This is a genomic window from Heliorestis convoluta, from assembly GCF_009649955.1.
GTDB classification, from domain to species: Bacteria; Bacillota; Desulfitobacteriia; order Heliobacteriales; family Heliobacteriaceae; genus Heliorestis; species Heliorestis convoluta.
Map to the genome: position 1 here is coordinate 2,372,840 of NZ_CP045875.1, position 24,094 is coordinate 2,396,933.

A 24,094-nucleotide genomic window follows, 5' to 3' on the forward strand; every position below is an offset into this window, starting at 1 on the left:
AGTTTAGTCTCCAAACAAAACCAATAGATACAGAAGGAGAAAAGAGGTAAGCAAATGTCTACGTTCGTATGTCCTTGGTGGATGGGGTATTTACTACTGAATCCTTTTCGAAAACTAATTCACGATCCTCACAAAATTCTAGGCAAACAGGTAAAGCACGGGATGAAAGCAATGGATGTAGGATGCGCAATGGGATACTTTAGTTTGCCTATGGCAAAGATGGTCGGAGATCAAGGCAAGGTTATTTGCATTGATCTTCAGGATAAAATGCTCGAAAGACTGGTTAAAAGGGCTACAAAAGAAGATCTACTTCATCGAATCGAGACCCGAGTTTGCAGTTATGACTCCTTAAAAGTAAGCGATATGAAAGAAGAGATCGATTTTGTCTTGGCTTTTGCAATGATTCATGAAGTTAAGGATAAGGAGCGCCTATATAAAGAGCTTTACGAAGTGTTAAAACCAAAGGGCACTTTGCTGGTCGTTGAACCCAAAGGACATGTGAGCGAAAAAGACTTTGCTTATAGCATGACTCTATGTGAAGAAAGCGGCTTTACACTGATGGAGCGTCCGGTTATTGGGAAAAGTAATGGTGCCTTGTTTCAGAAAGGTATCGCCTTTAATCAAAAGTAGGATGGCAAGTGCTTAAGGTGTATTACACCCAAAGCCTTGCCTTTTTATTTTGCCACCAGAATTGAGTAGGACGGTTTTCTTTTTTCCACAAAAAAATCAACAAAGCTTTTCAGATTGACATCGGTTCAAAGCATAAAAGCCAATCCTTATTTTGAGCTCTTTTTTGTTCAGGGAACGGACGGCATGCAGACAGCTCGTAGCAGTGGAGAACTTGGCGATCGTGCAAACCGTTGGTGGTTTAAGAAGATCATGGATGGGCCAGACAAACCTTTTGTTAGCAAATCCTACTACTCCATAAGCGGAAATATGGCTGTATCGTCCGTTATTATGCCTATCTATCGGGACAACGAACTTGTCGGGATTTTTGGCAGCGATTTAAAACTAGAGTCTCTTCAGGAGTTGGTGGATCGTACAATTGAAGGGCAGGAGCGGTATGCCTATATCATTGACGGTGAGGGATATGTCGTCGCCCAGGAAATTAAGAAGCTGGCCGAGCAAACGTCTGAGGCGACGAAGGAAATTACAGACCTTATTGTTGCAACCCAGACGAATGTGAAGAAAGTGGTTTCAATGATCAGTGAAAGTTCTCAACAAATGGAACAAGGCTTTCATTTTTGCTTCAATCATGACATTAGAGAAGGCAATTGTGTGTTTAAACAGGCGTAACCAGGTCGTATCAACTTTTTCAATCCTTTGCTCTGCTTTATTTAATCAACCCGTATTACCAACTCCTGCTGCAATGCCACTTATGGTAAGCAAGACATCTGTAAAGAGATCATCATCATCTTCCACATGCTCGCGCATTTCTTTAATCAATTCCACTTGTATAAAGTTTAAGGGGCATATATAACTGCTTCTTCTTTCAACCCAATCAACAATATTTGGGGAATGCTCAGGGCATTTCTCTTTCGTAATTTTCTTTACAATTTCTTCGGTTCGTCTAAATTCTGCTACGATATCATTAAAAACTTCATCGGCAACCTTTTTATCTTGAACCAATTTCTTGTATTCCGTCGCGATGGTTATGTCCGCTTTGGTCAGTGCAATTTGCAAATTTTGAATCACTGCACGGAAAAAGGGCCACTTTTCATACATTTCTTCTAACAACTTCATGTTGGCTTCCGATTCTTCGGCAAAGCTTGATAATCCCGTTCCTGCTGCGTACCAGGCAGCGAAAAATAGGCGAGTTTGGGTCCAAGAAAAAACCCAGGGAATGGCCCTTAAATCTTCAAAGCGAGTGCTGTTTTTACGAGCCATGGGACGAGAGCCAATCTTTAATTCACCGAGCTCCATTAATGGAGTGGCTTGCTTAAAGTATTTTAAAAAGTTTTCATTATGGAAAACGAGGGATTGATATTTTTTCAAGGATATTCTCGTTACTTTTTCCATTGCCATTTCCCAGGCCTCTGCTTGCAAAGCCCAATTTTTTTGCTCTTTTGTGATTGCACCCTTTAATAAGGCTGTAGCAGCTTGCTCTAAGTTCAAGTAAGCAATATCGGGTTGCAAATAACGAGAAGAAAGTACTTCTCCCTGTTCTGTAATTTTCACGCTGTTTCCTAAGATTTCTGGCGGCTGAGACATAATGCTTTTATTCAAAGGCAAGGCGCCTCGACCTAACGTACCGCCTCGACCGTGGAAAAATTTCACAGAAACAGCCTGTTCTTTCGCAATTCGATCAATCTCTTGCTGCGCTTTGTAGAGTCGCCAATGAGCTGTTAAGGTACCACCATCTTTGCTACCGTCAGAATAGCCGAGCATGATTTCTTGGTGATGATTGCGCGCTTGCAATTGCTGGCGATATATATCCATGCTAAAAAGTGTTTTCATCATCTCAGGTCCTGCCAGTAAATCATCGATCGTTTCTAAGAGCGGTGCAACGTTGATATCGCTTTCCACTTGACCCGTTGGCAAGACGCGATAAATCCCTGCTTCTTTCGCCAGTACTAAGACTTCAAGTATATCGCTAACCGATTGCGTTTTACTAATCAGATACACTTCAATTGCACGTTTCCCAAAGGTCTGATGGGCTCTGCGAATCATGCGAAAAACATTTAACATTTCTTCTGTTGCTTCTGAATATTCGGCATGGACGATGACTAAAGATCGGGGATCCCTTAAAACTTTTTGTAATAGTATGATCTTTTCATGCTCTGTAAGGTCTGCATATTTTTCCGTGATCGCCACTCTTTGTAGCAATTCTGTAATCGCTGCCTCATGCTCACCGCTATGGTTTCGCACATCGAGCGAAAGAAGGTGGAAGCCAAATAACTGAACTTGACGAATGATTTTGGATAACATTTTCTTTTCATATTCCACTGGATGATGCTGTTGTACACTTTCCCGAATGGACAATAAATCTTCTAACAGTTGATCTGGCGACTGATAACCCCTGCTGGGTTCTCCGATATGTCTAAGCCTTTCAAGCATAATGGCGAATTTCCGGCGATAGATTTCCGTTGGCACGGGCCATTTTTTCTTGTCCTTTACATACAACTCTTCCTCTTGCCGTACCTTCTCTTGAAAGGCATTGCTAACCTCTACACGGTTCGTCGAGTGACTGAATCTTCTCATTAACTCTACCAAGGCTTTGTCGTATTTTTTTAGCACCAGCTCTCTTTGTTTTAACAAAGTTTGACTTGTAATGGCAGAGGTTACATTGGGATTTCCATCGCGGTCACCACCAATCCAGGAACCAAAACGTAAAAAGTTAGGAACTTTTACTTCTTGTCGCCCGTAAAGGGCTTCGAGCTCTTTTTCTAAATCTTGATGAACATCAGGCAATATATCAAATAAGGTTTCTTCAAAATAACGAAGACCCTGTCTTACTTCATCCATGACCGTGGGTTTTTGGCAATGAAGTTCGTCAGTTTGCCATAAAGCAGCAATTTCGTTAAACAAACTTTGATCCAATTTTCGTAAATCTTTCGCCGGTATCATCGGTTGATCTAAGCGTTGAAGGAGCGATAAAATCCTTTTCTTAATATCTAGCACCGTTCGTCTTGAGGCTTCTGTCGGATGTGCCGTAATCACTAATTCGAATGATAAACGATTTAATACTTGTTGAATGGTTTCTTTAGAGATTTGCTTCTCCTTCATTGTAAGAATAGCGCTCTCTAACGTATCAGGATGGCTTTCGAGTTCCTCATGGAGTCTCAGTTCCCGATTTTTACGAATGAGATGGTATTCTTCAGCAATATTGATGAGACGCAGATGGATCGCAAAAGCACGAATTACCTGCTGTCGTAACGGAGGCTTTAGTTGAATCATTTCCTCTTTTAATGCTTTGTATAAGCTTTCAGAGTTATTGCTTTCTAACATTGCTGTCATTTCTCTAATTTTATGTATCTGTTGCAATAAAGCCTTTCCACCATGGTGTTCTAGTATTTGGTCCAGCACTCGTCTTAACTTTTCTAAGTCCTGTTGTAGCTGCATAGAACAAGCATTCATATCCATTTTGATATCACCGATCCTTTACACATTGTGTCCATGACAGAACAAGAGCTTTGATATTTGGATTCATATATTCAGTTTCTTCGGATCGACTATATTTTTCGACGCGAAATATATAACCCCTGCTACTTTCTCCGCCATGCATAATAAAATCAAGGGTTAGATAGTTCTTAAACGAATCCTTCTGGTCTGATCTATCGAGGTACCTCAAATATTCAAAAAACGACAAGAAAGCACAGCTGCCTTCTTGTCGTTTTTGAATTCTTACGTGAATCTTTACGGTGATTTATAAAGCTTTTTCCTTTACATTCTAGTCCGAATTCTTTCTAGCGCCTTTTCCGTGTTTTCTCTTGTACCAAAGGCTGTCAGGCGGAAGTAGCCTTCACCGCTTGCACCAAAGCCTGCACCGGGTGTGCCGACAACATTGGCTTGGTTCAAAAGCGTATCGAAGAAGTCCCAAGAGCTTACATTGTCAGGCGTTTTCAGCCAGATGTAGGGAGCGTTGACACCGCCAAAGACTTTGTAGCCAGCGTTGATCAAGCCTTCTCGAATGATTGTAGCATTGTCCATGTAGTAGCGGATGTTGGCCTGGATTTCTTTTTGCCCTGCTTCAGAGTAAATGGCTGCAGCGGCCGCTTGCACAGGATAGGATACACCATTAAATTTTGTTGTCTGTCTTCTCAGCCAGAAGCTGTTCAAGCTGTGGGCATTGCCTTGTGAATCATAAGCTTTCACTTCTTTGGGTACAACGGTGTAGGCGCAGCGCGTGCCTGTAAAGCCAGCTGTCTTAGAGTAGCTGCGGAACTCTACAGCAACTTCGCGAGCCCCTTCAATTTCGTAGATGCTGCGAGGAATGTTCTCTTCTTGGATAAATGCTTCATAGGCAGCGTCAAAGAGAATGAGCGCTTTGTTATCTCGCGCGTAATCGACCCATTGCTTCAGCTCATCTTTCGTTAAGGTCATGCCTGTGGGGTTGTTCGGGAAGCACAGATAGATCATGTCTACTTTGGTTGTGGGCAATTGGGGCTTCATGCCGTTTTCTTCTGTACAAGGCAGATAGACAATGCCATCGAATTGACCTTTGGCATTGAAAGCACCAGTACGACCGGCCATAACATTGCTGTCTACGTAGACAGGATAAACGGGGTCTGTTACGGCAATGATGTTAGTAACGCCTAAAATATCAGGGAAGTTGGCTGTATCTGTTTTGGCGCCGTCGCTGATAAAGACTTCATCGGTGTTCAATTCCACACCGAGGGGTTTATAATCATTTTCGATAATTTTTTCGCTTAGAAATTCATAGCCTTGCTCTGGTCCATAGCCTCTGAAAGATTCAGCACGACCCATCTCGTCTACAGCTGCTTTCATTGCGTCGACAATGGCTGGTGAAAGGGGTCGAGTCACATCACCAATGCCTAAGCGAATGATATCTGCATCTGCGTTCTCTGCTTTGAATTGATTCACTCTGCGAGCAATCTCCGAAAAAAGGTAGCTGCCAGGCAACTTCAAATAATTCTCGTTAATTAATACCATAGTTTCAAAAAACTCCTTCTCTCAAAAAGGTTGTCTTTATTTATGATATATTTTCCCTGTAGCAATGTCAAAGTCTGTATTTAAAGTATACAGGGATACTTGAGTACGGAGCCATTGAGTGTACATAGGGTCTCTGGAATTAGAGATTATAGGCATAATAAAAAAGCCAGCTCTTTTCGTATCGAAGGGATACAAAAAAAGCTGGCTTTTTATGGGGTTATGAGCATAGGAGGAATTAGAACCGTCCCCCCAGTGTTATTCGAAAAAGACAACTTCGCCAGACTGTAAAAGATACTTAGCACCGACAATAGATATTTTGCCTTGCTCTACCAATGGACGAAGAGTTTCGTTATTCATAAGTTTTTCAACGACGGCTTCTACATTTTTATCGGTCGCTGCTTCATACAGTAAAGTTTCTTCGTAGCCTTCGTTCTGCGCTTTTTGAACTGATGGATGAATCAATGAAAGTAGTTTTGCCATATTGCTGTCTCCGAGACTTTCCCCTGCGGTGCAGCAAGTATCAACAGCCGCTCTGACAGCGCCACACTTTTCATGACCTAATACAACAACGAGGGGGCTTTGTAGATGCTCTACTGCATATTCCACAGAAGCCATTGCAACAGCATCAACAACGTTGCCAGCCATTCGAACAATGAAAAGGTCGCCTAGGGCTTGATCAAAAACAATTTCAGGTGGTACCCTGGAATCAGAACAACCAACAATGATAGCAAAAGGCGCTTGCCCTTGCTCGTTCAGTTCTTTCCGACGTTCTTCACCGATGTTTTTACTTGCAAGCTGGTTCTCTACGTACCGCTTGTTTCCTTCTACGAGCCGTTGCTTTGATTCTTCAGGTGTTGATGCTACTTTTTTCATTCTATTATCTTCACTCCCACTTCCATGATTGCTTGTCTATAACAGTTCATTCTGCCCAGCGTTTTTTATTATATCAAGGCGAGGTCTTTTGTCACAGCTTTATTTATCAAATTTGCTCTAGAAAATATTACACAGTCATAGTAACCTGAGAAGGTGCAAAAATCTTTGTTGATAAAGCGTTATTTTTAGAGCATGATAATGATCTCGAATAAGGCGCTTACTTATGTTATGAAAGGATTTATAACGATGAAAACAGATGCTGCGAACTTAAGAAGAATTATCATAATGCCTCTTCTTGGTCTATTATTTCTAATGATTATTGGTGCATTCGTCGTAAACACAGTAATCAACGATAGTACTAAAAGTTCAATCTCAGCGAGTACTGCCCCGGTGCTTCTATCTGCGGATGAGCTGGGCGAAATCTACAATCAACTGTCAGTACTGAATCCCCAAGGTCTTGAAGGTGCTATCAGTGATGCCATTAAAAATCAAGGAAAAGGCTATTACCCTGGAGAATATCTCACAGAAGGTCATATTATTTTAGGTCTTGAGAAAAAAGACAAGGACCTTATCGTCTATACGATTGCCAGTACAGGTTGGTTTGGCTTTGAAAATGCTATCTTTACCAAAACAAGCGGTACTGGTGCAATTCCTACCGTTATGACCTTTACCTACAATGAGTTGGGAGAATATGAGCTTCTAGATTATCAAGAGCCTAGGGACGGTAGTGAATATGCACCATCCCTTAAAAAGCTTTTTCCTGAAAGCTTACAAAAACCCCTACTTTCTGGAAACATTGACACGACTGACTTGGACCGTCAACAAGAAGCACAAGCAGAAGTGTATTTGCAAAATATAGGTAGAAGTGCTCAAGTTCAAATCGATTATGTAGAAAAACAGCTGCCCGAAATTGATGTTACCGCTTCTAACAAACTTTTTAGTGAGCTGAGCAAGCATGATTCTTTTCTCAATAACTGCCCTTACTGGCTTGGTACAAGAGAAGAAATAGAAGAAGGGATTCGCTATATCTATGAAACTGCTCAAAGCAAAGCCGACGATGGCACAGACTTGATCACTTTTTCTAAAACCAAAGAAGATGGGGCAATGGTGGAAAAGCGAGTATACATGATTGTTGGCCAAGAGCCTATGCCTATTTACCCTTAATAGTTTTTTTACAAGCAAAGTCATTCTCTGACAAGGCGAAGCAAAATGAAGAATCTTACTTTCATGGTCCTCACTTTATTAAGGAGGACCTTTTTTTCATGGGGAAGTGTGAATTGAACTTACAGACCTTTTAAAGTAGAATGACAGTAGCGATATTTCGACAATATTATCAATTTTCTGAAGAAGGGGTCGCTTGCAATGGAAACACTATTGTTATTCAAAAAAGAAGCTGACATAGACATTAACAACCCTTTTTTCTTTCGTGATTACTCTTTGTGTATTAAGTGTGGGAAATGCGTTAAGGTTTGCTCTGAAATTAATGGAGCTGCCATGTATGAACTTGTCTACGGACCAAAAGGCAGAGAAGTTAGCCACCGTTTTAATGAACCCGATCATAAAGACAAGTGCACCTACTGTGGCATGTGTATCAATGTTTGCCCTGTGAAAGCCATTCAAGAAAAATCTTCTGCTGATAAAAAGGTAGATAAATTGGTGAAAACAACCTGCTCTTACTGTGGCGTGGGTTGTCAATTGCAACTGAAAGTTCAAGATAATCAAGTTATCGGCGTTACATCTGACAAATCGAGCTCCAATAAGGGGCATTTATGTGCAAAAGGACAATTCGGATGGGAATATATTCATACTGAAAAGCGCTTAACCCATCCATTGATTAAAAAGAATGGAACCCTTACAAAGGCAACTTGGGACGAAGCTTTCGATCTGATTCAGAAGCGGTTCTGTGAAATCTCAAAGCATTATGGTAGTGAAGCTATTGCAGGCCTTGCTTCTGCGAAAATCACCAATGAAGAGAACTATTTGTTCCAAAAATTCATGCGTTCCATTTTGAAAACGAATCACATCGACCATTGTGCGCGCTTGTGTCATGCTGCTTCCGTCGTAGGCCTGCAAGCGAGCTTTGGCAGTGGGGCTATGACCAACACCATCAATGAAATTCTAGAGTCCGATCTTCTTTTTGTAATTGGTGCCAATCCAACAGAAGCCCATCCTGTCATTGGCTATCGAATCAAAGAAGCCCTTCGCAAAGGTGCCAAGCTGGTTGTGGCCGATCCTCGAAAAATTGAGCTATCTTCTTATGCTGACATTTTTGTACGGCAAAACTCAGGAACAGATATTGCGCTACTCAATGGAATTGCCCATGTAATTTATAAAGAAGGTTTATGGAACAAAGAATTCGTCGCAAATCGAACGGAAGAATTTGAATCATGGGCTAAGGCCATCGAAAAATATTGCCCTGCATATGTAGCGGAAATCACTGGCATCGATGCGGAAGAGATTGTGTCGATGGCCAGAATGATTGGACAAGCCAAAAAGATGATGATTCTTTATGCCATGGGGATTACACAGCATATACATGGAACAAATGGTGTACTCGCCATTGCCAATCTGGCGATGCTGACAGGCAATATTGGCAAAAGAGGTGCAGGCGTAGCTCCCTTGCGCGGACAAAATAACGTACAAGGTGCCTGTGATATGGGTGCTTTGCCCAATGTGTATCCTTCCTATCAACCGATCAATGAAGAAAATAGAAAGTTCTTTGAAAGTTTTTGGGGTACCTCCTTGCCTGCAAAGCCGGGGATGACGCTTAATGAAATTACCCATGCCGTCTATAACGGTCAGATCAAAGCCCTGTATATTGTAGGTGAAAACCCTTCCTTATCCGAGCCCAATGGCAAGCACGTTAAGGAAGGCTTTGATAAGATTGATTTTCTGGTTGTACAAGATATCTTCTTAACAGAAACAGCAGAGCAAGCCGATGTAGTCCTTCCTGCCGTTTCTTTTGCTGAAAAAGATGGTACCTTTACTAATACAGAGCGGAAGATTCAAAGAGTTCATCGCGCCGTTTCTCCACCGGGAGAAGCAAGAGCAGACTGGGAAATCTTCATTGAACTGGCGAAGCGTTTTGGACAATTCTGGTCTTATCAAAGCCCTGAAGATATTATGAATGAGATCAATCAATGCAGCCCTCTTTACCGTGAGGCTACCTATGACCAAATCGAAGCAGGCACCGTGTACTGGAACTACCCGGGTACGCAAACACCAATTCTACATACTGAAAAATTTGTTCGTGGAAAAGGAAAGTTTCATGCTGTGGAATTTATCTCAACAGCAGCAGAAGAGCCTTGTGAAGACTACCCTCTCCTTCTAACAACAGGGCGCATGCTTCATCAATACCACACTGGAACCATGAGCAGAAAGTCAAAGCTAGAGTTGTTGCAGCCAGAAGAACATATCTTGATTCACCCGAATACGGTAGCTGCTTATGCTATGGAAAATGACGAAATCGTCTTGGTAGAATCTCGACGTGGTAAGATTAAAGCCAAGATTCGTTGTAGCGATAAAATGCCGGAAGGCGTTGTTTTTATGACTTTTCATTATGCGGAAACGCCTTCGAACATTTTAACGAATGACGCTCTCGATCCAGCTTCTAAAACTCCGGAGTTAAAAAGTTGTGCTGTGAATATTAAGAAGATTTGTTGAGACTGCAAGGGTTAGATTTTTTATCTAGCCCTTTATTGAATAGGTCTGAAGATTTATTGACAATGAAGAAAACTCTTATTACCATTAAAAGAGTTTGTAAAACAGTTTGCAAAAAGGATAAAGCGAAAGGAGTTGGTTCTACCGATGCGATGGAAACACGTAAGTCTCGGAGCGATTCTTGCAGTGCTATTACTATTTTTAACAGGATGTGGCTCTGGTGCGAAGGAGAAGAATAGTGTAGAAGTGGACAAGTCTGAACAGATAGAGCAGACATCATCTCTTCCAACGACGGTGCTCTATCAGCATAAAGCCCAGGTCACCCCAGCAACGACCAATGTTCGTATGGGTCCATCTATCACCAGTGATAAATTAACCTTAGTACATAGTGGCGAAATTGTTGTGATTGAAGATGTTGTTGAAAATGATGATCAAGAAATCTGGTTCGAAGTGATTTTGCCTACGGGGAGTAAAGGCTTTATTCGCGGAGATCTGCTCCTATTGTTACATGAAAAAGCATTTACTTACGATGCTGTACATAGTTATAGTGAGGAAGAGTCTTTGAGCAATTAAGGGCTCATTTCCCAAAAGGCGGATTCAGAGAATCAAATATGAGAGGCTTCATATAGCCTCAAAAAAAAGGAAGAAGTAACTTTAGCGACTACACTATCGTTACTTCTTCCTTTCTCTTTTTTATGTTCCCAAAGAGGCGAATGCTTGTACGTCAAAAGTGATACCATTGTTGTCCTGTACTTCAGAGGGAATAGAAGGTTTATCTGCAGGCAATGTGCCCCCTTTTGAATTGGCTTTTGAAGAAATCTTTGTGGAACTGTCGGGAATTTTTTTTACTTTTTCCTTGGTACTCACGAAAGAAGTCGGAGCTGACGGCGCTTGCTCTTGCTCCATTAAGCCGGAACAAATGGAGAATAAACGGGCTTTATCAGGGTGATAAAGGGCGTTATTAATTAATACTTCTAAAGCGAGATTGCGATAATCGGGAGGTAAGGATTCAAGCCACTGGCCAGCTGGAGAGGATGAAGGGACTTTGAAATAATAACGCTTATATTTCCCTTTGCCTTTTTGAGTCATCGCTATTCTAGCAGCTTCAAAAATCCCAGTGAATTGGCCCAGACGGGGTCTTCAATCACTGTCGCCTGCATGTCCTCAACCAGACGGGGAAATACATGAGAACCGCCGCCGGCCATGTATATGGCATCTAAATCGTAATGGATTTCAGCCAGTGACTTTTTAATACGGTCTCCAATTGCTTTGGCAATCATGGTTTGAGCTTTGAGCATATCATCGGATAAATCGATGATTTTCCTGCGGTAGGCGATCCGACCTTGCCGCTTGATTACATCTTGGATGCGATTACCATTGGCGGGAGCGCCAGTATGTGCCTGGTAGATCTCTCCGATGGCTCGATAATAATCGGCAACACCAATCTCAATGCTTCCCGTTTGACTGAGGACAGGCGTTACGCGTCCATCTTGAATACGAGCGGTAATATAATCGGTCGTGCGTTGGCCAATATCGATTAAAGAAACCATTCCTTCTTGGGGTAAACTCTTCAGTGTAAGCAAAGCGGCAGCGCCCTGGGGATAGACGATAATGTTATCGAAGAAGATTTCTCGAGGTTTCATGCCGTCGACAGAAACTTCGGCTTCTAACTGAGTGAGACTTCTCTGCAGATCCACTCTTTGGTCAGCAAAGTAGGCAATGGGCAAGCCAACAGCAAGATGACAACCTGGTTCTGCATTAAGGAGGCGAGCCGCTGTCAAGATCAAGACATCGTGTTCTTGATTGTGGTGCTTCGTCCGTTCTGTTTGCTCAATAAGACTGTTGCTCGCCTCTCGTTCAGCCAAATCCCCTACGAAAAAAGGCTCTCCATCGATGGTAACTTGATAGTTTTCCAATCGGGCAATACCGGAAGCGGAAAAAGTACGAGCCGGTGCAACGCTTGATGGAAAAGAAATTCTTGAACGGGCGCTTACTGCCTTTACTTGTCGGTATCCCACATCGATAGCTATTCGGTTTGCCATAGGAATGGCAGGTGTGACGGACGCCGTAGAGCTCTTGCGTGCTCTTGTCATAACAAGTCCCTCCTCTTGGAATCTACATCAATATTACCATATAGTTCCAAGAAAGTCCTTCTTTCTTGGAAAGTTTTCCTAGAAAGAATTGATCATAGCTCATGAAAGGCTATCTGTGAAGAACTTATAAAAGCTACAAAGAAGTAAAGTAATGTGATTAAAACCATGAGATAAAGATGAAAAAACAGACCCTGTATAAGAACAGGGTCTGTTTTCTTTCATTCAACAATGACGTAGCACAAAATGTGAAATACATCGTCCGATTTAAGCAATTTGAACCTAGACAACACCTTGGGCAAGCATCGTATCAGCCACTTTAACAAAGCCTGCAATATTAGAGCCTACAACAAGGTTGCCGGGATGGCCAAATTCTTCAGACGCTTTCATGCTATTTTCATAAATGTTTTTCATGATGACTTGGAGTTTTTGATCGACTTCTTCGAAGGTCCAGGCGTAGCGCATGCTATTTTGAGCCATTTCTAAAGCGGAAACAGCAACACCACCAGCGTTGGCTGCTTTGGCAGGACCATATAAGATACCACTTTGGAGATATACTTCCATGGCTTCTAGTGTGGAAGGCATATTGGCGCCTTCTCCAAGGGCTATTAGGCCGTTGGCGACAAGCAGTTTGGCGGACGCTTCATCAATTTCATTTTGCGTTGCACAAGGCAAGGCAATATGGCAAGGCACGGACCAAATACCACTGCAGCCTGGATGATACTGCGCCTGGGGATGTTCTTTGACGTATTCGCTAATACGCTTTTTCTCAACTTCTTTTAAACGCTTGACCGTATCGAGCTTAATGCCTTCTGGATCGTAGATATAGCCACCAGAATCGCTACAGGCAACAACTTTGGCACCTTTTTCTTGCGCTTTCTCTATGGCATAGATGGCGACGTTCCCCGAGCCTGATACAACAACAGTGCGACCTTCAAAGCTCATGTCTTTAGAACGTAGCATTTCTTCCACAAAGTAGACGGTACCGTAGCCAGTTGCTTCCTTGCGTCCCAGACTACCACCATAGGTAAGTCCCTTGCCTGTTAACACGCCATTTTCATAGGCGCCGCGAATGCGTTTGTATTGACCAAACATATAGCCAACTTCCTTGGCGCCGACACCAATATCACCAGCAGGAACATCGACATCGGGACCGAGGTAGCGATAGAGTTCCGTCATGAAACTTTGGACAAAGCGCATAATCTCGCCATCGGACTTGCCTTTGGGATCGAAATCAGAACCGCCTTTACCGCCGCCAATGGGTTGCCCCGTTAAAGCGTTTTTGAAGATTTGCTCAAAGCCCAAAAATTTAATAATGCTGCTATTGACGGAAGGATGAAAGCGAATTCCACCTTTATAGGGACCCAAAGCACTGTTAAACTGAACGCGATAGCCACGGTTTACGTGTACCTTACCTTGATCATCTACCCAGGGTACTCGAAATAGAATCAGTCTTTCAGGCTCTACCATTCTTTCGAGAATAGCAGCTTCTATGTATTCTGGATGCTTAGATAGGACAGGTGCAAGGGAGTATAAAAATTCTTTAACGGCTTGTTGAAACTCAGGTTCATAAGGATTGCGTTTCTCTACCTTTTCATAGAGTTCTTCGATGTAAGCCTTTGTTTCGATTGGCATCAAAAAAACGTCCTCCTTGCAGATGCTTTATTTGGTAGAAGTAATAAATATATAATAAGTACTGCATCTATTACTTTATGTCCATTATAAAGACTTTGTGGGTTCTAATACAATATTTTTGAATAAAACTATGAAAAAAAGACTGGGGAAATTGTTATTGCAACATAATCAGACAAGGTTTATCCTATTTCTTACCAAGCTTACCAATAACCGATAGATATCTTGAGAAGGTACACGACACAGTGGGGACAAACATCCCCACTGTGTGACTGTGGCTAACGCCAGAGATTTCGAGCTTTGTAATGGGTATGCAAGATTTCGCGGGCTTTTTCACTGCCGGGGTGACCAAGGTAGGTGTCGTAAAGTTTTTTTACGGTCGCATTTTCATGGCTGTTGCGCATTTTTTTGCTGTAGTCAATATTGTAGAGAGCATCGGAACGGTTATGGCGGTAATCGAGAGATATTTTCCGGTGATCACGACCTCCTAAGATAGGTTGGCCGCCACCGCCAACACAACCACCGGGACAAGCCATGATTTCTACGTAATCCACCTTTTCTCCAGCAATGATAGCATCCAGAATTTGTCGTGCATTGCCTGTGCCGTGGGCTACAGCTACTTTGATTTCTCGATCACCCAATCGGACCGATGATATTTTTAAGCCGGACTGTCCTCGAATCTCACGAAACTCTACAGTCTGCTCTCGGACTTGCTCATCTGGTGAATTTTCCATCTTTTTGCTGCCACTGCTCATGGCCCAATAAGCCGTACGCAGGGCTGCTTCCATAACACCACCAGTAGCACCAAAGATTGTACCAGCACCGGTGTATTCGCCTAAAGCAGCATCATAGTCACTGTCTGGCAGTTTGACAAAATCAAGGCCTGCTTGCCGAATCATCATGGCCAGTTCTCTCGTTGTTAGAACATAGTCAATATGAGGTCGTGTACCATCGCTATGTTCAGGCCGAGCTGCTTCATACTTTTTAGCGGTACAAGGCATAATGGCCACTGAAATCAAGTTCTCTGGCGGTATATCTCTTTTCTTACCATGATAATAGCGAGTTAAAGAGCCAAACATGGACATGGGTGATTTGCATGTGGATAGATTGGGGATAAACTGTGGATAAAAATGTTCGCAAAACTTGATCCAGCCAGGACAGCAAGAGGTCAGAAAGGGAAGCTTGCCTTCTTCTAAGCGCTCCATAAACTCATAAGCTTCTTCCATAATTGTCAAGTCGGCTGCAAAATCAGTGGCAAAGACTTGATCAAAGCCCAGTCGCCGCAAAGCCGTCACCATTTTACCAGTAACGACGGTTCCAACAGGCAGACCAAACTCTTCGCCCAAAGTAACTTGAATAGAAGGAGCTGTCTGCACCACCACATGACTTCTCGGGTCCTCCAAGACTTTCCAGACAGGGCTCATGTTTTCTTTATCTGTTAAAGAGCCGACGGGACAAGCTATTACGCATTGACCACACATAATGCAAGCCACTTCGCCGAGATCGCGCATAAAGGAAGGGGCAATAACTGTTTCAAAACCTCGATTCTGCGCGGAGTAGACATGACACTCTTGCATTTTAGAGCAAATACTTTCACAGCGACGACAGTGAATACACTTGTTGTAGTCTCTTTTTATGGCCGGATTGTTCTCGTGGATCTCGTAGCGACGCACTTCTCCCGTTGGTTCAATGTCTCGAATGGCCAGATCGTCGGCAACGTTTTGCAGTTCACAGTTAAGGTTGCGGTTGCAAGTGGTACATTCACGGTGATGGTTTGACAAGAGCAGCTCTACCGTTCTTTGCCGTGCCTTGCGAACCCGTGATGTATTGGTGCGCACCACCAGCCTTCTGTTGATGGATAGACACAGGCGGCTTGCAACGTTCTTTGTCCTTCAATTTCAACGAGACACACACGACAAGCGCCAATCTCGTTGATTTCTTTCAAATAACAGAGACTGGGAACGTTGATACCGATGGAGCGGGCTGCTTCTAACAAGGAAAGGCCTTTATCCACTTCTACGTCAATGCCATCGATTTGTAGCTTTACTTTTTCCGTCGCCTTGGAATGAGTATCTTTGGTGCTATTACGATGGGAGCCATGCTTTTCCATTGTCTTTGCTCCTTCATAATCTTCCTCAGACACAGTCAAAAGACGATTCTTATTCCGTTTCTGCATAAATAACCTCCTGGTTCTGAAAAAAATTAACGACGCAGAATGGCTTTCGGAGGACACTTTTCAACACAAATACCACAGTTGGTACAAATGTCAGGATTAATGGTGAAAGGTTTTATCTTACGTTCTCCTGAAATCGCCTGTACGGGGCAATGCTTGGTGCAAATGCTACAGCTGATGCATTTTTCTAGATCAATTTCATGACGAGCCAAAGCTTTACATACACCGGCAGGGCAACGCTTTTCTTTGATATGAGCTTCATATTCGTCTCGAAAATACTCAAGTGTACTTAATACAGGGTTCGGCGCTGTTTGGCCTAGCCCACAGAGAGAGGCTTCTTGAATGTCATGACCCAACTCTACGAGCATATCTAGATCGGATAAAGAACCACGCCCTTCTGTAATTCCTGTCACTATTTCGAGCAACCGCTTGGTACCTATGCGACAAGGCGTACACTTTCCACAAGATTCGTCTTGTGTAAACTCTAGATAAAAGCGAGCAATGTCGACCATACAGTCACTTTCATCCATGACGATAAGACCGCCAGAGCCCATCATGGAGCCAATTTCGGTTAAGCTGTCATAATCAATCGGTTTATCAAGATGTTCAGTCGGCAAACAACCGCCAGAAGGACCGCCTGTTTGGATGGCTTTAAATGATTTACCTTGAGGAATGCCGCCGCCGATGTCATAGACGATGGTCCGTAAGGTGGTGCCCATGGGTACTTCGATAAGTCCAGTATTATTAATTTTACCGGCCAAGGAAAAAATCTTCGTTCCCTTGCTACCTTCCGTTCCCATACTGGCAAACCAGGCAGGTCCTTGCAAGATTATCTGAGGAATATTGGCATAGGTCTCTACATTATTAAGAAGCGTTGGTTTTTCCCAAAGGCCGGACACAGCGGGATAAGGTGGGCGAGAGCGTGGTTCCCCGCGCTGGCCTGTAACAGAGCGGAGCAGTGCCGTTTCTTCGCCACAGACAAAAGCACCGGCGCCTAAGCGAATTTCTACGGTAAAAGAAAAGCCTGTTCCTAAAATATTTTCACCGAGCAAGCCCGTTTGCAAAGCGTCCTCGATGGCTCGCTCTAGCCTTTCGACGGCGACAGGGTATTCAGCTCGTACATAGATATAGCCTTCTTTGGCGCCAACAGCATAGGCTGCAATGGCCATGGCTTCTAGGATAGAATGAGGATCGCCTTCTAAGATACTGCGATCCATGAAGGCACCAGGATCGCCTTCATCGGCGTTACAGACAACATACTTCATTTCTTGTTGCACAGAAGCGGTAAAAGCCCACTTTTTGCCTGAAGGAAAGCCAGCACCGCCACGACCGCGGAGTTCTGAAGCAGTGATAGCTTGTACCACTTCTTCGGGTGTCATCTCCATCAAGGCTTTGGCCAAGGCATAATAACCGTCACGAGCAATATACTCTTTGAGCTCTTCTGGATTGATAACGCCACAGTTTCGAAGAGAGACACGAGTCTGAGGTTGGAAAAATTTATTATCATCCATTTTTTCGGTAACTTCACCGGTCGATGGATTTTTATATAGAAGACGCTGAACAGGCTTGCCCTGGGCAATATGGTTGTCAAAAAGTTCTGTTACATCTTCTGGCTGTACGCGGCAATAGAAATAGCCCTGGGGATGAACAACTACGACAGGCCCTAATTCACAAAAGCCAAAGCAACCTGTTTTGACGATTTCTACTTTGTCTTGTAGTTTGCGGTTTTTTATTTCTTCGACAAGGCGGTCTTTTACTTTTTGGCTGTTGCTTGACAAGCAGCCTGTTCCTGCACAGACCATAATGCTATGGCTATAGGGTGCTGGGACGGTAGAATGATTTTGTAAGCGCAACGATAGAAAAGGTAGTGTTTTTTCTTTGATCTGATTCAAATCTTCTAAGGATTGAATTTTTTGCAAAGCCATAGGCACACCCCTTTTATTCTTTTGGCTCTTCTGGTTCTGTTTTTTTATAAGAAGCGAGTATAGTAGGAATATCTTCTTTTTTGACGCGACCATAGATTTTTTCATTGATCGATAGTACCGGCGCTAGGCCACAGGCACCAATGCAGCGGCTGCCTTCTAAAGTAAAGAGGCCATCGGGTGTTGTTTCTTTTACGTCAATGGATAAATTTTCTTTGATGGCATCAACAATATCTTGCGCTCCTTTGACATAGCAAGCCGTACCTAAACAGACAGAAATGGTAAATTTGCCTTTAGGCTCTGTAGAGAATAAGCTATAAAAGCTAACGACACCAGCGACTTCACTGACAGGCAGATCCATGCGAGCGGCAATATAGCACTGAACTTCTTCAGGCAAGTAGCCTACTATTTCCTGGCTTCTTTGTAACACTCGAATCAGTTGGCCTGGTTGCTCGCTATATTCTTCTATTATTTCATCAATTTTTGTTCTTACTTCTTTATCAGGAATGAGCTCTTCATAGGTTCGTACAAGTGCTTTCCATTCATGTTCATGAACATACTCTTTTTGAGATTCCATGAATCGAGTCGCCTCCTTAACTGCTTGCTACGCGCAGGCGCAAAGAACAATCATTTTTTAGATTCTTTCGCTACATAGATAGGGTTTCCCTGCTCTGCATAAAGATTGTCCGTACAAATGCAAAGGTTATTAAAAGGGTAGAGAGGGAGAGAAGGTTCAATCAATGGTATCAACCTGTTTGGGCTAAAATATACAAAGAAGAATCTCAGACAAGTAGAGGGTCACTGTCTGAGATTCTTCTTATGTTCGTTTTTTTCTGTTATTAGAGTCTTTCGCCCAAAAGCTCTACATTTTCTTCCGTTACGTTGACGCCTTCTTCCACAATGAGGTTGCCTTGAATGGTTACATTTTTCAGGGTAACATCATCTTTTACAGTTACACAACCGCGAATGGTAACGTTTTCAATGGTGACTTTCTCTGTTACAACGACATCACCATTGAGCACGGTGTACTCTGCTTTTTTTCTATCAAAATGCTCAGAATTGTCGCCGTCAAAGTCTTTGTCAATGACGACATCGCTCCAGATAGCGGGGTAGGTTTCGTCAAGTCCTTGGCTCAATGTTTGCTCGATTTTTTGTACTTTACCAGTAACACCTGCTATTTCGTTACCTTCAAGATCTTTTAGTACACCAACCAAAGATACAGTTGTACCTTCTTCTGCTCTTTCGCCAAGCTCTAGAACTGTCCAGAAGACTTCGTCAGCGTTAATGCCGATGGGTGGTCCTGGTGGTCCTACACTGGTGACGCCTTTAACGGTAAAACCATCAACAGCAAAAGTCTCTTCTGTAATACCATCGTTGGCCATCAGTTGATCATAGCCAATGGCGACTTTACTGCCAAAAGCATAAATATAAGGGGCATCGTTGAAAGTTTTTAATTGGGGCGTACTGCTCAGTGTCACTTCTACATCTTCAGCAGGCATGGAAGTATCCTCCACTTGTGCTTGTCCACCGCAAGCGGTTAAGACTAAAGAAAGCCCTAGTATACCTACCAGTAATAACTTCTTCATGGTCCTCTCCCTTTTTCATTACAATTTACCACACTAGAAACCAAGAAAAACTTCGGTTCTTTGTGGGCATTACAGTAAACCATGGTAATACAAAGAAATTTCGATTTCAATCATATAGAGGGAATTTATTACAGTTAGGGTTTTTATTAAAATTAATATTTATTTTTAATATAATTCAAAGAAGCTTTGATAGATAGGTGGAAAAAGAGTTCCTTTTTGATACAATAGGTACATAACCTTCGAAAGAGAGGCCTTGAACATGCTTGTGAAAGCTGCTACGAATGAGAAAGTACTAGAAGCTGTAGATCAATTGTCGATTCCTTCTGGTAAAACATTGTTTTTGCTGCTCGGTGAAAAAGGTATTTATGATTTACCTGCTATGAAGGAGGCCTTAAAAGCAAGAGGGGTTCCTTTCTTCGGCGCTCTTTTTTCGAGTGTTATTTATGGAGATAAGAAGTATGACGACAGCGCTGTGCTTACCTTAATAGAATTGGAAGAAAAGCCCTATATCGTTGAAGGCTTAAATGGTGAAGACCCTGTTTTACCGGAAGTTTTTACCCAGCCGTTATTTGTAGAAAAAATGATCGATCGTACAGCCCTGGTTCTTGTTGATGGGCTTACTTCTCATATCTCTTCCTTTTTGACAGCTCTCTATGATCATTTTGGGCCCGGTGTAAATTATGTAGGGGGCGGCGCTGGTTCTTTGTCTTTTGTTCAAAAACCTTGCTTGTTTACGGAAGATGGTATTTATCAAGATGCTGCCATTGTAGCTTTTTTACGACATAGAATTAGCTTAGGTGTTCGCCATGGTTGGAGAAAGGTTGAGGGCCTACTTGTGGCAACGAAAAGTCATAAAAATGTGATATGTCAACTGAACTGGGAAAATGCTTTTGAAGTCTACAAAAAAGTGGTAGAAAAAGATGCTGCCATTACATTGACGAAAGATAATTTTTTTGATGTAGCGAAAGGATATCCTTTTGGTTTGGTGAAAGAAAACCTAGAATGCATCGTTCGTGATCCCATTGCAGTGAATGAAGAAGGTCACTTGATTTGTGTTGGAGAAGTTCCTGAAGATGCCACTTTAGATATCTTAAAAGGGGAAAACAAAGAACTCATTGATGCAGCTGCTCAAGCAGCAGCAGACTGTTTTCGAGACCCAAAAAGTCATTATAGTGGCTGTTTAATCTTCGACTGTATCTCCCGAGTTCTTTTTATGGAAGAAGATTTTGAGCGTGAGTTGTCTGGTGTATTAGAAATTGTGCAAAAAGAGGTATCGACTCTTCCTGTGGGTGCCCTAACGCTTGGAGAAATATCTTCCTACGGTGATGGGTTTTTGGAGTTTTTCAACAAAACAATGGTAGTAGGGATACTTTATGAAGGATGACAATATTTTCAAAGATCTAACAGTGCTTTATGAGATGGCCTTATCGATTGGGCAGTCTTTAGATCTTGAAAAAAATTGTGATAACTTTTTGAAAATTTTAATGGCCCGTAAAAATTTAAGTTTTGCCTCCGTTTGGATACGAGAAGACAAAATCATTCCCCAGGGTGAAAAGAACAATCTTCTTCTCACCTATGGCAAGCCTCGCTACTTTGTTCGAGAACGTATTATCAATGAGTGTGAGCAATTACGAGATTTTTTTCAAGGGAGAAAATATCTACCCATTTCTTATGACAACCCCTACTTTAGGCACTTTGTTCATGAAAATAATATTAAAGGTGGGACCTATGTCATATTTCCGCTCGCTGACCTTGGCTACTTAAAGCTCTATACCATGCAAAATCAGCTCCGTTTTTTTGAAGAGCGAGAGATTAACCAGCTGGAGAAAGTGATGAAAAAGTTTGCCATATCTCTAGAGGGTTGCCTATCTCACCAAAAGCTTGTAATAGAAATTGCAGAGCGGAAAAAGGCAGAGCAGGAACTATCGACTTTGAATGAAACACTGGCAGAGAAGATTGAGCAGGAAGTGACAAGGAGTCGACAAAAAGATATTATATTACAAAGACATGCTCGACAAGCAGCCATGGGAGAAATTATTAATTCAATTGCACACCAGTGGAGACAACCGCTCAATAGCATTAGCTTGGCTGCTTCTAACATTTTGCTCGATCTGGAATTAGAAGAAGATCCAGAAGAAATTAAGAAGTCCTGCGATTTTATCTTAAAACTTACAGAAGATATGTCTAACACGATTACCGACTTTATGGACTTCTTCCGTCATGACAAGGAAAAAAGCGAAGTACTAATTGAAGATATTTTTCAAGATATTGCGGGGATGCTGCAAGCGCAATTGTTTAGTCATAATATTATGTTTACCTGGCAGGTTGAAGCAGGTCTTAGGATGGTGACCTACAAAAAAGAACTACAGCAAATCCTGCTTAACTTAATCACAAACTCCATTCAGGCTTTTAAGGATAGATCATTGCTAGAAAAAAGGGTTGAAGCACGGGTTCATAAAGATGGCAGCTACATTATCGAACTGCGCGATAATGCCGGTGGCATACCAGAAGAGATAATCGAGAAAATTTTTAACCCCTATTTTACAACAAAAGAAAAAGGGCAAGGCACAGGGCTAGGCCTATCTATCTGCAAAAGCATTGTCGAAGACAGCTTACGTGGTGAGATAAGCGTATGTAATGAAGGCGAGGGTGCTTTCTTTCGGATTAAACTGCCAACGGATCGAGATTTCTTAACAGCATAGAGTAGACACCAAGGGAGAAGAAGGGGAATAAAGACTATGCTTAAAGAGTTAAAAGAAAAAGCGAAGAAGCTTTCTGTTCTACTTGTAGAAGATGATGAAAACATAAGAATGCAGATGGAGCGGATTTTGAAACGCTTTTTTCAGAAAGTCTATATTGCTGAAGATGGAGAGAAAGGCCTAGAACTATTTAATAGTAAGACAAAGCAGATAGATCTAATTCTCACCGATATTGCTATGCCTAATATGAATGGTCTCGATATGATACAGGCCATGGGAGAAAACCGCTATGATCAGCCCGTCATAATGATTTCAGCACACAATGATAGTGACAATCTTTTAAGAGCCATTACAGTAGGTGTGGACGACTTTATAATCAAGCCTGTCAACGTAGATAAGCTTATGCAAGTACTACATAAAGTGATTCTTGAGCAAGAAAAAGAAAAAAAGTTAAAACAATTGGCCAAACTGTCCATAGACAACGTAACAGGCTTGCCCAATCGTTTTGCCTTATCACAAGATCTAGAGGAAAAGAACCCTTTAGCTCTCATGCTTTTGAATATAGATTTTTTCAAAGAAGTTAACAATGTCTATGGCTTTTCCAATGGTGATAAATTGATTTGTGAAATGGCCAGACGCATTAAAAAGCACGTCGACGATAAGAACTACAGCTGCTATAGCCTACAGGGAGACGAATTTGTCATTTTGTTAGAAACAGATCAAGAAAGTGATTCTTTTACCGTGTATTCCTGTGCTGAAGAAATGGTAGAGCTTATAAAAAAATTAGAGAGTGAGCCTTTTGAGATCGAAGGATGGGAGATCTTCCGTAACTTTACGGTCGGTATTGCCTGGAACGACAAAGGTGATAGCTCCGATCTCCTACGGCAAGCTGATATTGCGTTGAATCAAGCCAGAGCAGACAATAAAAAATGGGCCATCTATAAAGAAAATCACAGTATTTTTAAAGAGTATGAGAACAATATTCACTGGTTAAAAAAGATCAAAGAAGCAATTCAAAATGAAGGCGTTCTTTTGTACTTTCAGCCCATTGTAGACAATACCAGCGGCCAAATTACAAAATATGAATGTCTCGTTCGGCTCCGTGATCAAGATGGGGTTATTCATAGCCCCAATGTCTTCTTGCCGATTGCGAAAAAGACAAAGACGTACTTGCTGATTATGAAAGAAGTGATTCGAAAAGCCCTTCAATGTTTTAGAGACAGCACTTCTGATTTCTCGATTAACTTATCGGTGGAAGATATTTTAAACCAGGAGATGCGTGAGTATATTTTTCAGCAGATAGATAGCCATATGGATGTAGCTCCGAGACTGATATTTGAGATTCTTGAATCGGAAGGAATCGATAATTACGAGCAAGTGATCGAGTTCATTGAAGAAGTGAAAAAAAGAGGATGCAAGATTAGCGTTGATGACTTTGGCACGGGCTATTCAAATTTCTACCATGTCATACAGCTAGATGTTGACTACTTGAAGCTTGATGGAACTTTGATTAAAAATCTTCATTGTGATGATAATGCAAAAGCAGTTGTAGAATCGATCGTTGACTTTGCCAATAAGTTAAATATAAAGACCGTTGCTGAGTATGTGCACTGTGATGAGGTCCAGGAACGAGTTCGTCAGTTACAAGTGAACTATTCGCAAGGATACTACATAGGGAAACCGGAAAGTTGCCCTCTTCCAAAATATTCAGAAGACAATAAAATAGAAAAAAGAAGCCAAAGCTCACCCTGATCAGGGTGAGCTTTGGCTTTTACAGATACTTATATCGTATACAAAATACTATATCCAAAAGAATGATATTTGCCTAACTTTTAGCAATTAATTA

19 protein-coding genes are annotated in these 24,094 nt (G+C 42.1%); 8 read left to right on the forward strand and 11 right to left on the reverse strand.

Annotated features, from left to right (window positions below; all coding sequences use genetic code 11):
* Window positions 1–54: 54 nt before the first annotated feature.
* Both FTV88_RS11405 and FTV88_RS11410 read left to right on the forward strand, forming a co-directional pair.
* Window positions 55–630, forward strand: coding sequence for a class I SAM-dependent methyltransferase (locus FTV88_RS11405; RefSeq protein ID WP_153725732.1), 576 nt, complete (start codon window positions 55–57; stop codon window positions 628–630).
* 114 nt (window positions 631–744) lie between these two features.
* On the forward strand, window positions 745–1,296 hold the full coding sequence (locus FTV88_RS11410) for a cache domain-containing protein (RefSeq protein WP_153725733.1): 552 nt from the start codon (window positions 745–747) through the stop codon (window positions 1,294–1,296).
* 45 nt (window positions 1,297–1,341) lie between these two features.
* On the opposite strand, the gene ppc is transcribed toward FTV88_RS11410, so the two are convergent.
* The 3 genes from ppc to FTV88_RS11425 all read right to left on the reverse strand — a co-directional run bounded on the left by ppc (window position 1,342) and on the right by FTV88_RS11425 (window position 6,486).
* On the reverse strand, window positions 1,342–4,083 hold the full coding sequence (ppc, locus tag FTV88_RS11415) for a phosphoenolpyruvate carboxylase (protein ID WP_153725734.1): 2,742 nt from the start codon (window positions 4,081–4,083) through the stop codon (window positions 1,342–1,344).
* 300 nt (window positions 4,084–4,383) lie between these two features.
* Entirely contained in the window at window positions 4,384–5,613 is a 1,230-nt protein-coding gene (locus tag FTV88_RS11420; protein WP_153725735.1) for an LL-diaminopimelate aminotransferase, read from the reverse strand.
* 255 nt (window positions 5,614–5,868) lie between these two features.
* Window positions 5,869–6,486 carry a carbonic anhydrase gene (locus FTV88_RS11425; RefSeq protein WP_153725736.1) on the reverse strand — a complete coding sequence of 206 codons (618 nt, stop codon included), beginning with the start codon at window positions 6,484–6,486 and terminating at the stop codon, window positions 5,869–5,871.
* 246 nt (window positions 6,487–6,732) lie between these two features.
* Between FTV88_RS11425 and FTV88_RS11430 the strand changes: the two genes are divergently transcribed.
* From FTV88_RS11430 to FTV88_RS11440, 3 genes are all read left to right on the forward strand, one after another.
* The gene (locus FTV88_RS11430; RefSeq protein WP_243137108.1) at window positions 6,733–7,650 is read left to right on the forward strand and encodes a hypothetical protein; all 918 of its coding nucleotides are present in this window, start codon (window positions 6,733–6,735) and stop codon (window positions 7,648–7,650) included.
* A gap of 198 nt (window positions 7,651–7,848) precedes the next feature.
* Window positions 7,849–10,149, forward strand: coding sequence for a formate dehydrogenase subunit alpha (gene fdhF / locus FTV88_RS11435; protein ID WP_153725737.1), 2,301 nt, complete (start codon window positions 7,849–7,851; stop codon window positions 10,147–10,149).
* A 144-nt stretch (window positions 10,150–10,293) separates the two neighbouring features.
* Window positions 10,294–10,719, forward strand: coding sequence for an SH3 domain-containing protein (locus FTV88_RS11440; RefSeq protein ID WP_153725738.1), 426 nt, complete (start codon window positions 10,294–10,296; stop codon window positions 10,717–10,719).
* 120 nt (window positions 10,720–10,839) lie between these two features.
* Here FTV88_RS11440 and FTV88_RS11445 read toward each other — a convergent pair whose 3' ends face one another.
* From FTV88_RS11445 to FTV88_RS11475, 8 genes are all read right to left on the reverse strand, one after another.
* Window positions 10,840–11,235 carry a hypothetical protein gene (locus tag FTV88_RS11445; RefSeq protein WP_153725739.1) on the reverse strand — a complete coding sequence of 132 codons (396 nt, stop codon included), beginning with the start codon at window positions 11,233–11,235 and terminating at the stop codon, window positions 10,840–10,842.
* A gap of 2 nt (window positions 11,236–11,237) precedes the next feature.
* Window positions 11,238–12,239 (reverse strand): ParM/StbA family protein, encoded by a 1,002-nt coding sequence (locus FTV88_RS11450; RefSeq protein ID WP_153725740.1) that lies wholly within the window; start codon window positions 12,237–12,239, stop codon window positions 11,238–11,240.
* A gap of 279 nt (window positions 12,240–12,518) precedes the next feature.
* A complete protein-coding gene (gene gdhA, locus FTV88_RS11455) occupies window positions 12,519–13,871 on the reverse strand; it encodes an NADP-specific glutamate dehydrogenase (protein WP_153726635.1) in 1,353 nt (450 codons plus the stop codon).
* Window positions 13,872–14,146: 275 nt separating this feature from the next.
* Complete coding sequence (locus FTV88_RS11460) at window positions 14,147–15,706, reverse strand: [FeFe] hydrogenase, group A (protein WP_368277318.1); 1,560 nt, start codon at window positions 15,704–15,706, stop codon at window positions 14,147–14,149.
* On the reverse strand, window positions 15,658–16,044 hold the full coding sequence (locus tag FTV88_RS16180; RefSeq protein WP_368277320.1) for a 2Fe-2S iron-sulfur cluster-binding protein: 387 nt from the start codon (window positions 16,042–16,044) through the stop codon (window positions 15,658–15,660). The genes FTV88_RS11460 and FTV88_RS16180 overlap by 49 nt, the downstream gene beginning before the upstream one ends.
* Before the next feature lie 26 nt (window positions 16,045–16,070).
* On the reverse strand, window positions 16,071–17,966 hold the full coding sequence (locus FTV88_RS11465) for an NADH-quinone oxidoreductase subunit NuoF (RefSeq protein WP_153725741.1): 1,896 nt from the start codon (window positions 17,964–17,966) through the stop codon (window positions 16,071–16,073).
* 13 nt (window positions 17,967–17,979) lie between these two features.
* Window positions 17,980–18,540, reverse strand: coding sequence for an NADH-quinone oxidoreductase subunit NuoE family protein (locus tag FTV88_RS11470; protein WP_153725742.1), 561 nt, complete (start codon window positions 18,538–18,540; stop codon window positions 17,980–17,982).
* A gap of 262 nt (window positions 18,541–18,802) precedes the next feature.
* Window positions 18,803–19,549, reverse strand: coding sequence for a hypothetical protein (locus FTV88_RS11475; protein ID WP_153725743.1), 747 nt, complete (start codon window positions 19,547–19,549; stop codon window positions 18,803–18,805).
* Window positions 19,550–19,808: 259 nt separating this feature from the next.
* Here FTV88_RS11475 and FTV88_RS11480 point away from each other — a divergent pair, with 259 nt between their 5' ends.
* From FTV88_RS11480 to FTV88_RS11490, 3 genes are read left to right on the forward strand one after another with little or no spacing between them, the layout of a single operon-like run.
* Complete coding sequence (locus tag FTV88_RS11480) at window positions 19,809–20,933, forward strand: FIST signal transduction protein (protein WP_162008012.1); 1,125 nt, start codon at window positions 19,809–19,811, stop codon at window positions 20,931–20,933.
* The gene (locus FTV88_RS11485; protein WP_153725745.1) at window positions 20,923–22,251 is read left to right on the forward strand and encodes a sensor histidine kinase; all 1,329 of its coding nucleotides are present in this window, start codon (window positions 20,923–20,925) and stop codon (window positions 22,249–22,251) included. The genes FTV88_RS11480 and FTV88_RS11485 overlap by 11 nt, the downstream gene beginning before the upstream one ends.
* A 36-nt stretch (window positions 22,252–22,287) precedes the next feature.
* Entirely contained in the window at window positions 22,288–24,000 is a 1,713-nt protein-coding gene (locus FTV88_RS11490) for a two-component system response regulator (RefSeq protein ID WP_153725746.1), read from the forward strand.
* The last annotated feature ends 94 nt before the right edge of the window (window positions 24,001–24,094 follow it).

Coding starts and splice junctions, on each gene's coding strand:
- FTV88_RS11405 (WP_153725732.1), top strand. CDS start 55: ATGTCTACGTTCGTATGTCCTTGGTGGATGGGGTATTTACTACTGAAT.
- ppc (WP_153725734.1), bottom strand. CDS start 4,083: ATGGATATGAATGCTTGTTCTATGCAGCTACAACAGGACTTAGAAAAG.
- FTV88_RS11420 (WP_153725735.1), bottom strand. CDS start 5,613: ATGGTATTAATTAACGAGAATTATTTGAAGTTGCCTGGCAGCTACCTT.
- FTV88_RS11425 (WP_153725736.1), bottom strand. CDS start 6,486: ATGAAAAAAGTAGCATCAACACCTGAAGAATCAAAGCAACGGCTCGTA.
- FTV88_RS11430 (WP_243137108.1), top strand. CDS start 6,733: ATGAAAACAGATGCTGCGAACTTAAGAAGAATTATCATAATGCCTCTT.
- fdhF (WP_153725737.1), top strand. CDS start 7,849: ATGGAAACACTATTGTTATTCAAAAAAGAAGCTGACATAGACATTAAC.
- FTV88_RS11440 (WP_153725738.1), top strand. CDS start 10,294: ATGCGATGGAAACACGTAAGTCTCGGAGCGATTCTTGCAGTGCTATTA.
- FTV88_RS11445 (WP_153725739.1), bottom strand. CDS start 11,235: ATGACTCAAAAAGGCAAAGGGAAATATAAGCGTTATTATTTCAAAGTC.
- FTV88_RS11450 (WP_153725740.1), bottom strand. CDS start 12,239: ATGACAAGAGCACGCAAGAGCTCTACGGCGTCCGTCACACCTGCCATT.
- gdhA (WP_153726635.1), bottom strand. CDS start 13,871: ATGCCAATCGAAACAAAGGCTTACATCGAAGAACTCTATGAAAAGGTA.
- FTV88_RS16180 (WP_368277320.1), bottom strand. CDS start 16,044: ATGCAGAAACGGAATAAGAATCGTCTTTTGACTGTGTCTGAGGAAGAT.
- FTV88_RS11465 (WP_153725741.1), bottom strand. CDS start 17,966: ATGGCTTTGCAAAAAATTCAATCCTTAGAAGATTTGAATCAGATCAAA.
- FTV88_RS11470 (WP_153725742.1), bottom strand. CDS start 18,540: ATGGAATCTCAAAAAGAGTATGTTCATGAACATGAATGGAAAGCACTT.
- FTV88_RS11475 (WP_153725743.1), bottom strand. CDS start 19,549: ATGAAGAAGTTATTACTGGTAGGTATACTAGGGCTTTCTTTAGTCTTA.
- FTV88_RS11480 (WP_162008012.1), top strand. CDS start 19,809: ATGCTTGTGAAAGCTGCTACGAATGAGAAAGTACTAGAAGCTGTAGAT.
- FTV88_RS11485 (WP_153725745.1), top strand. CDS start 20,923: ATGAAGGATGACAATATTTTCAAAGATCTAACAGTGCTTTATGAGATG.
- FTV88_RS11490 (WP_153725746.1), top strand. CDS start 22,288: ATGCTTAAAGAGTTAAAAGAAAAAGCGAAGAAGCTTTCTGTTCTACTT.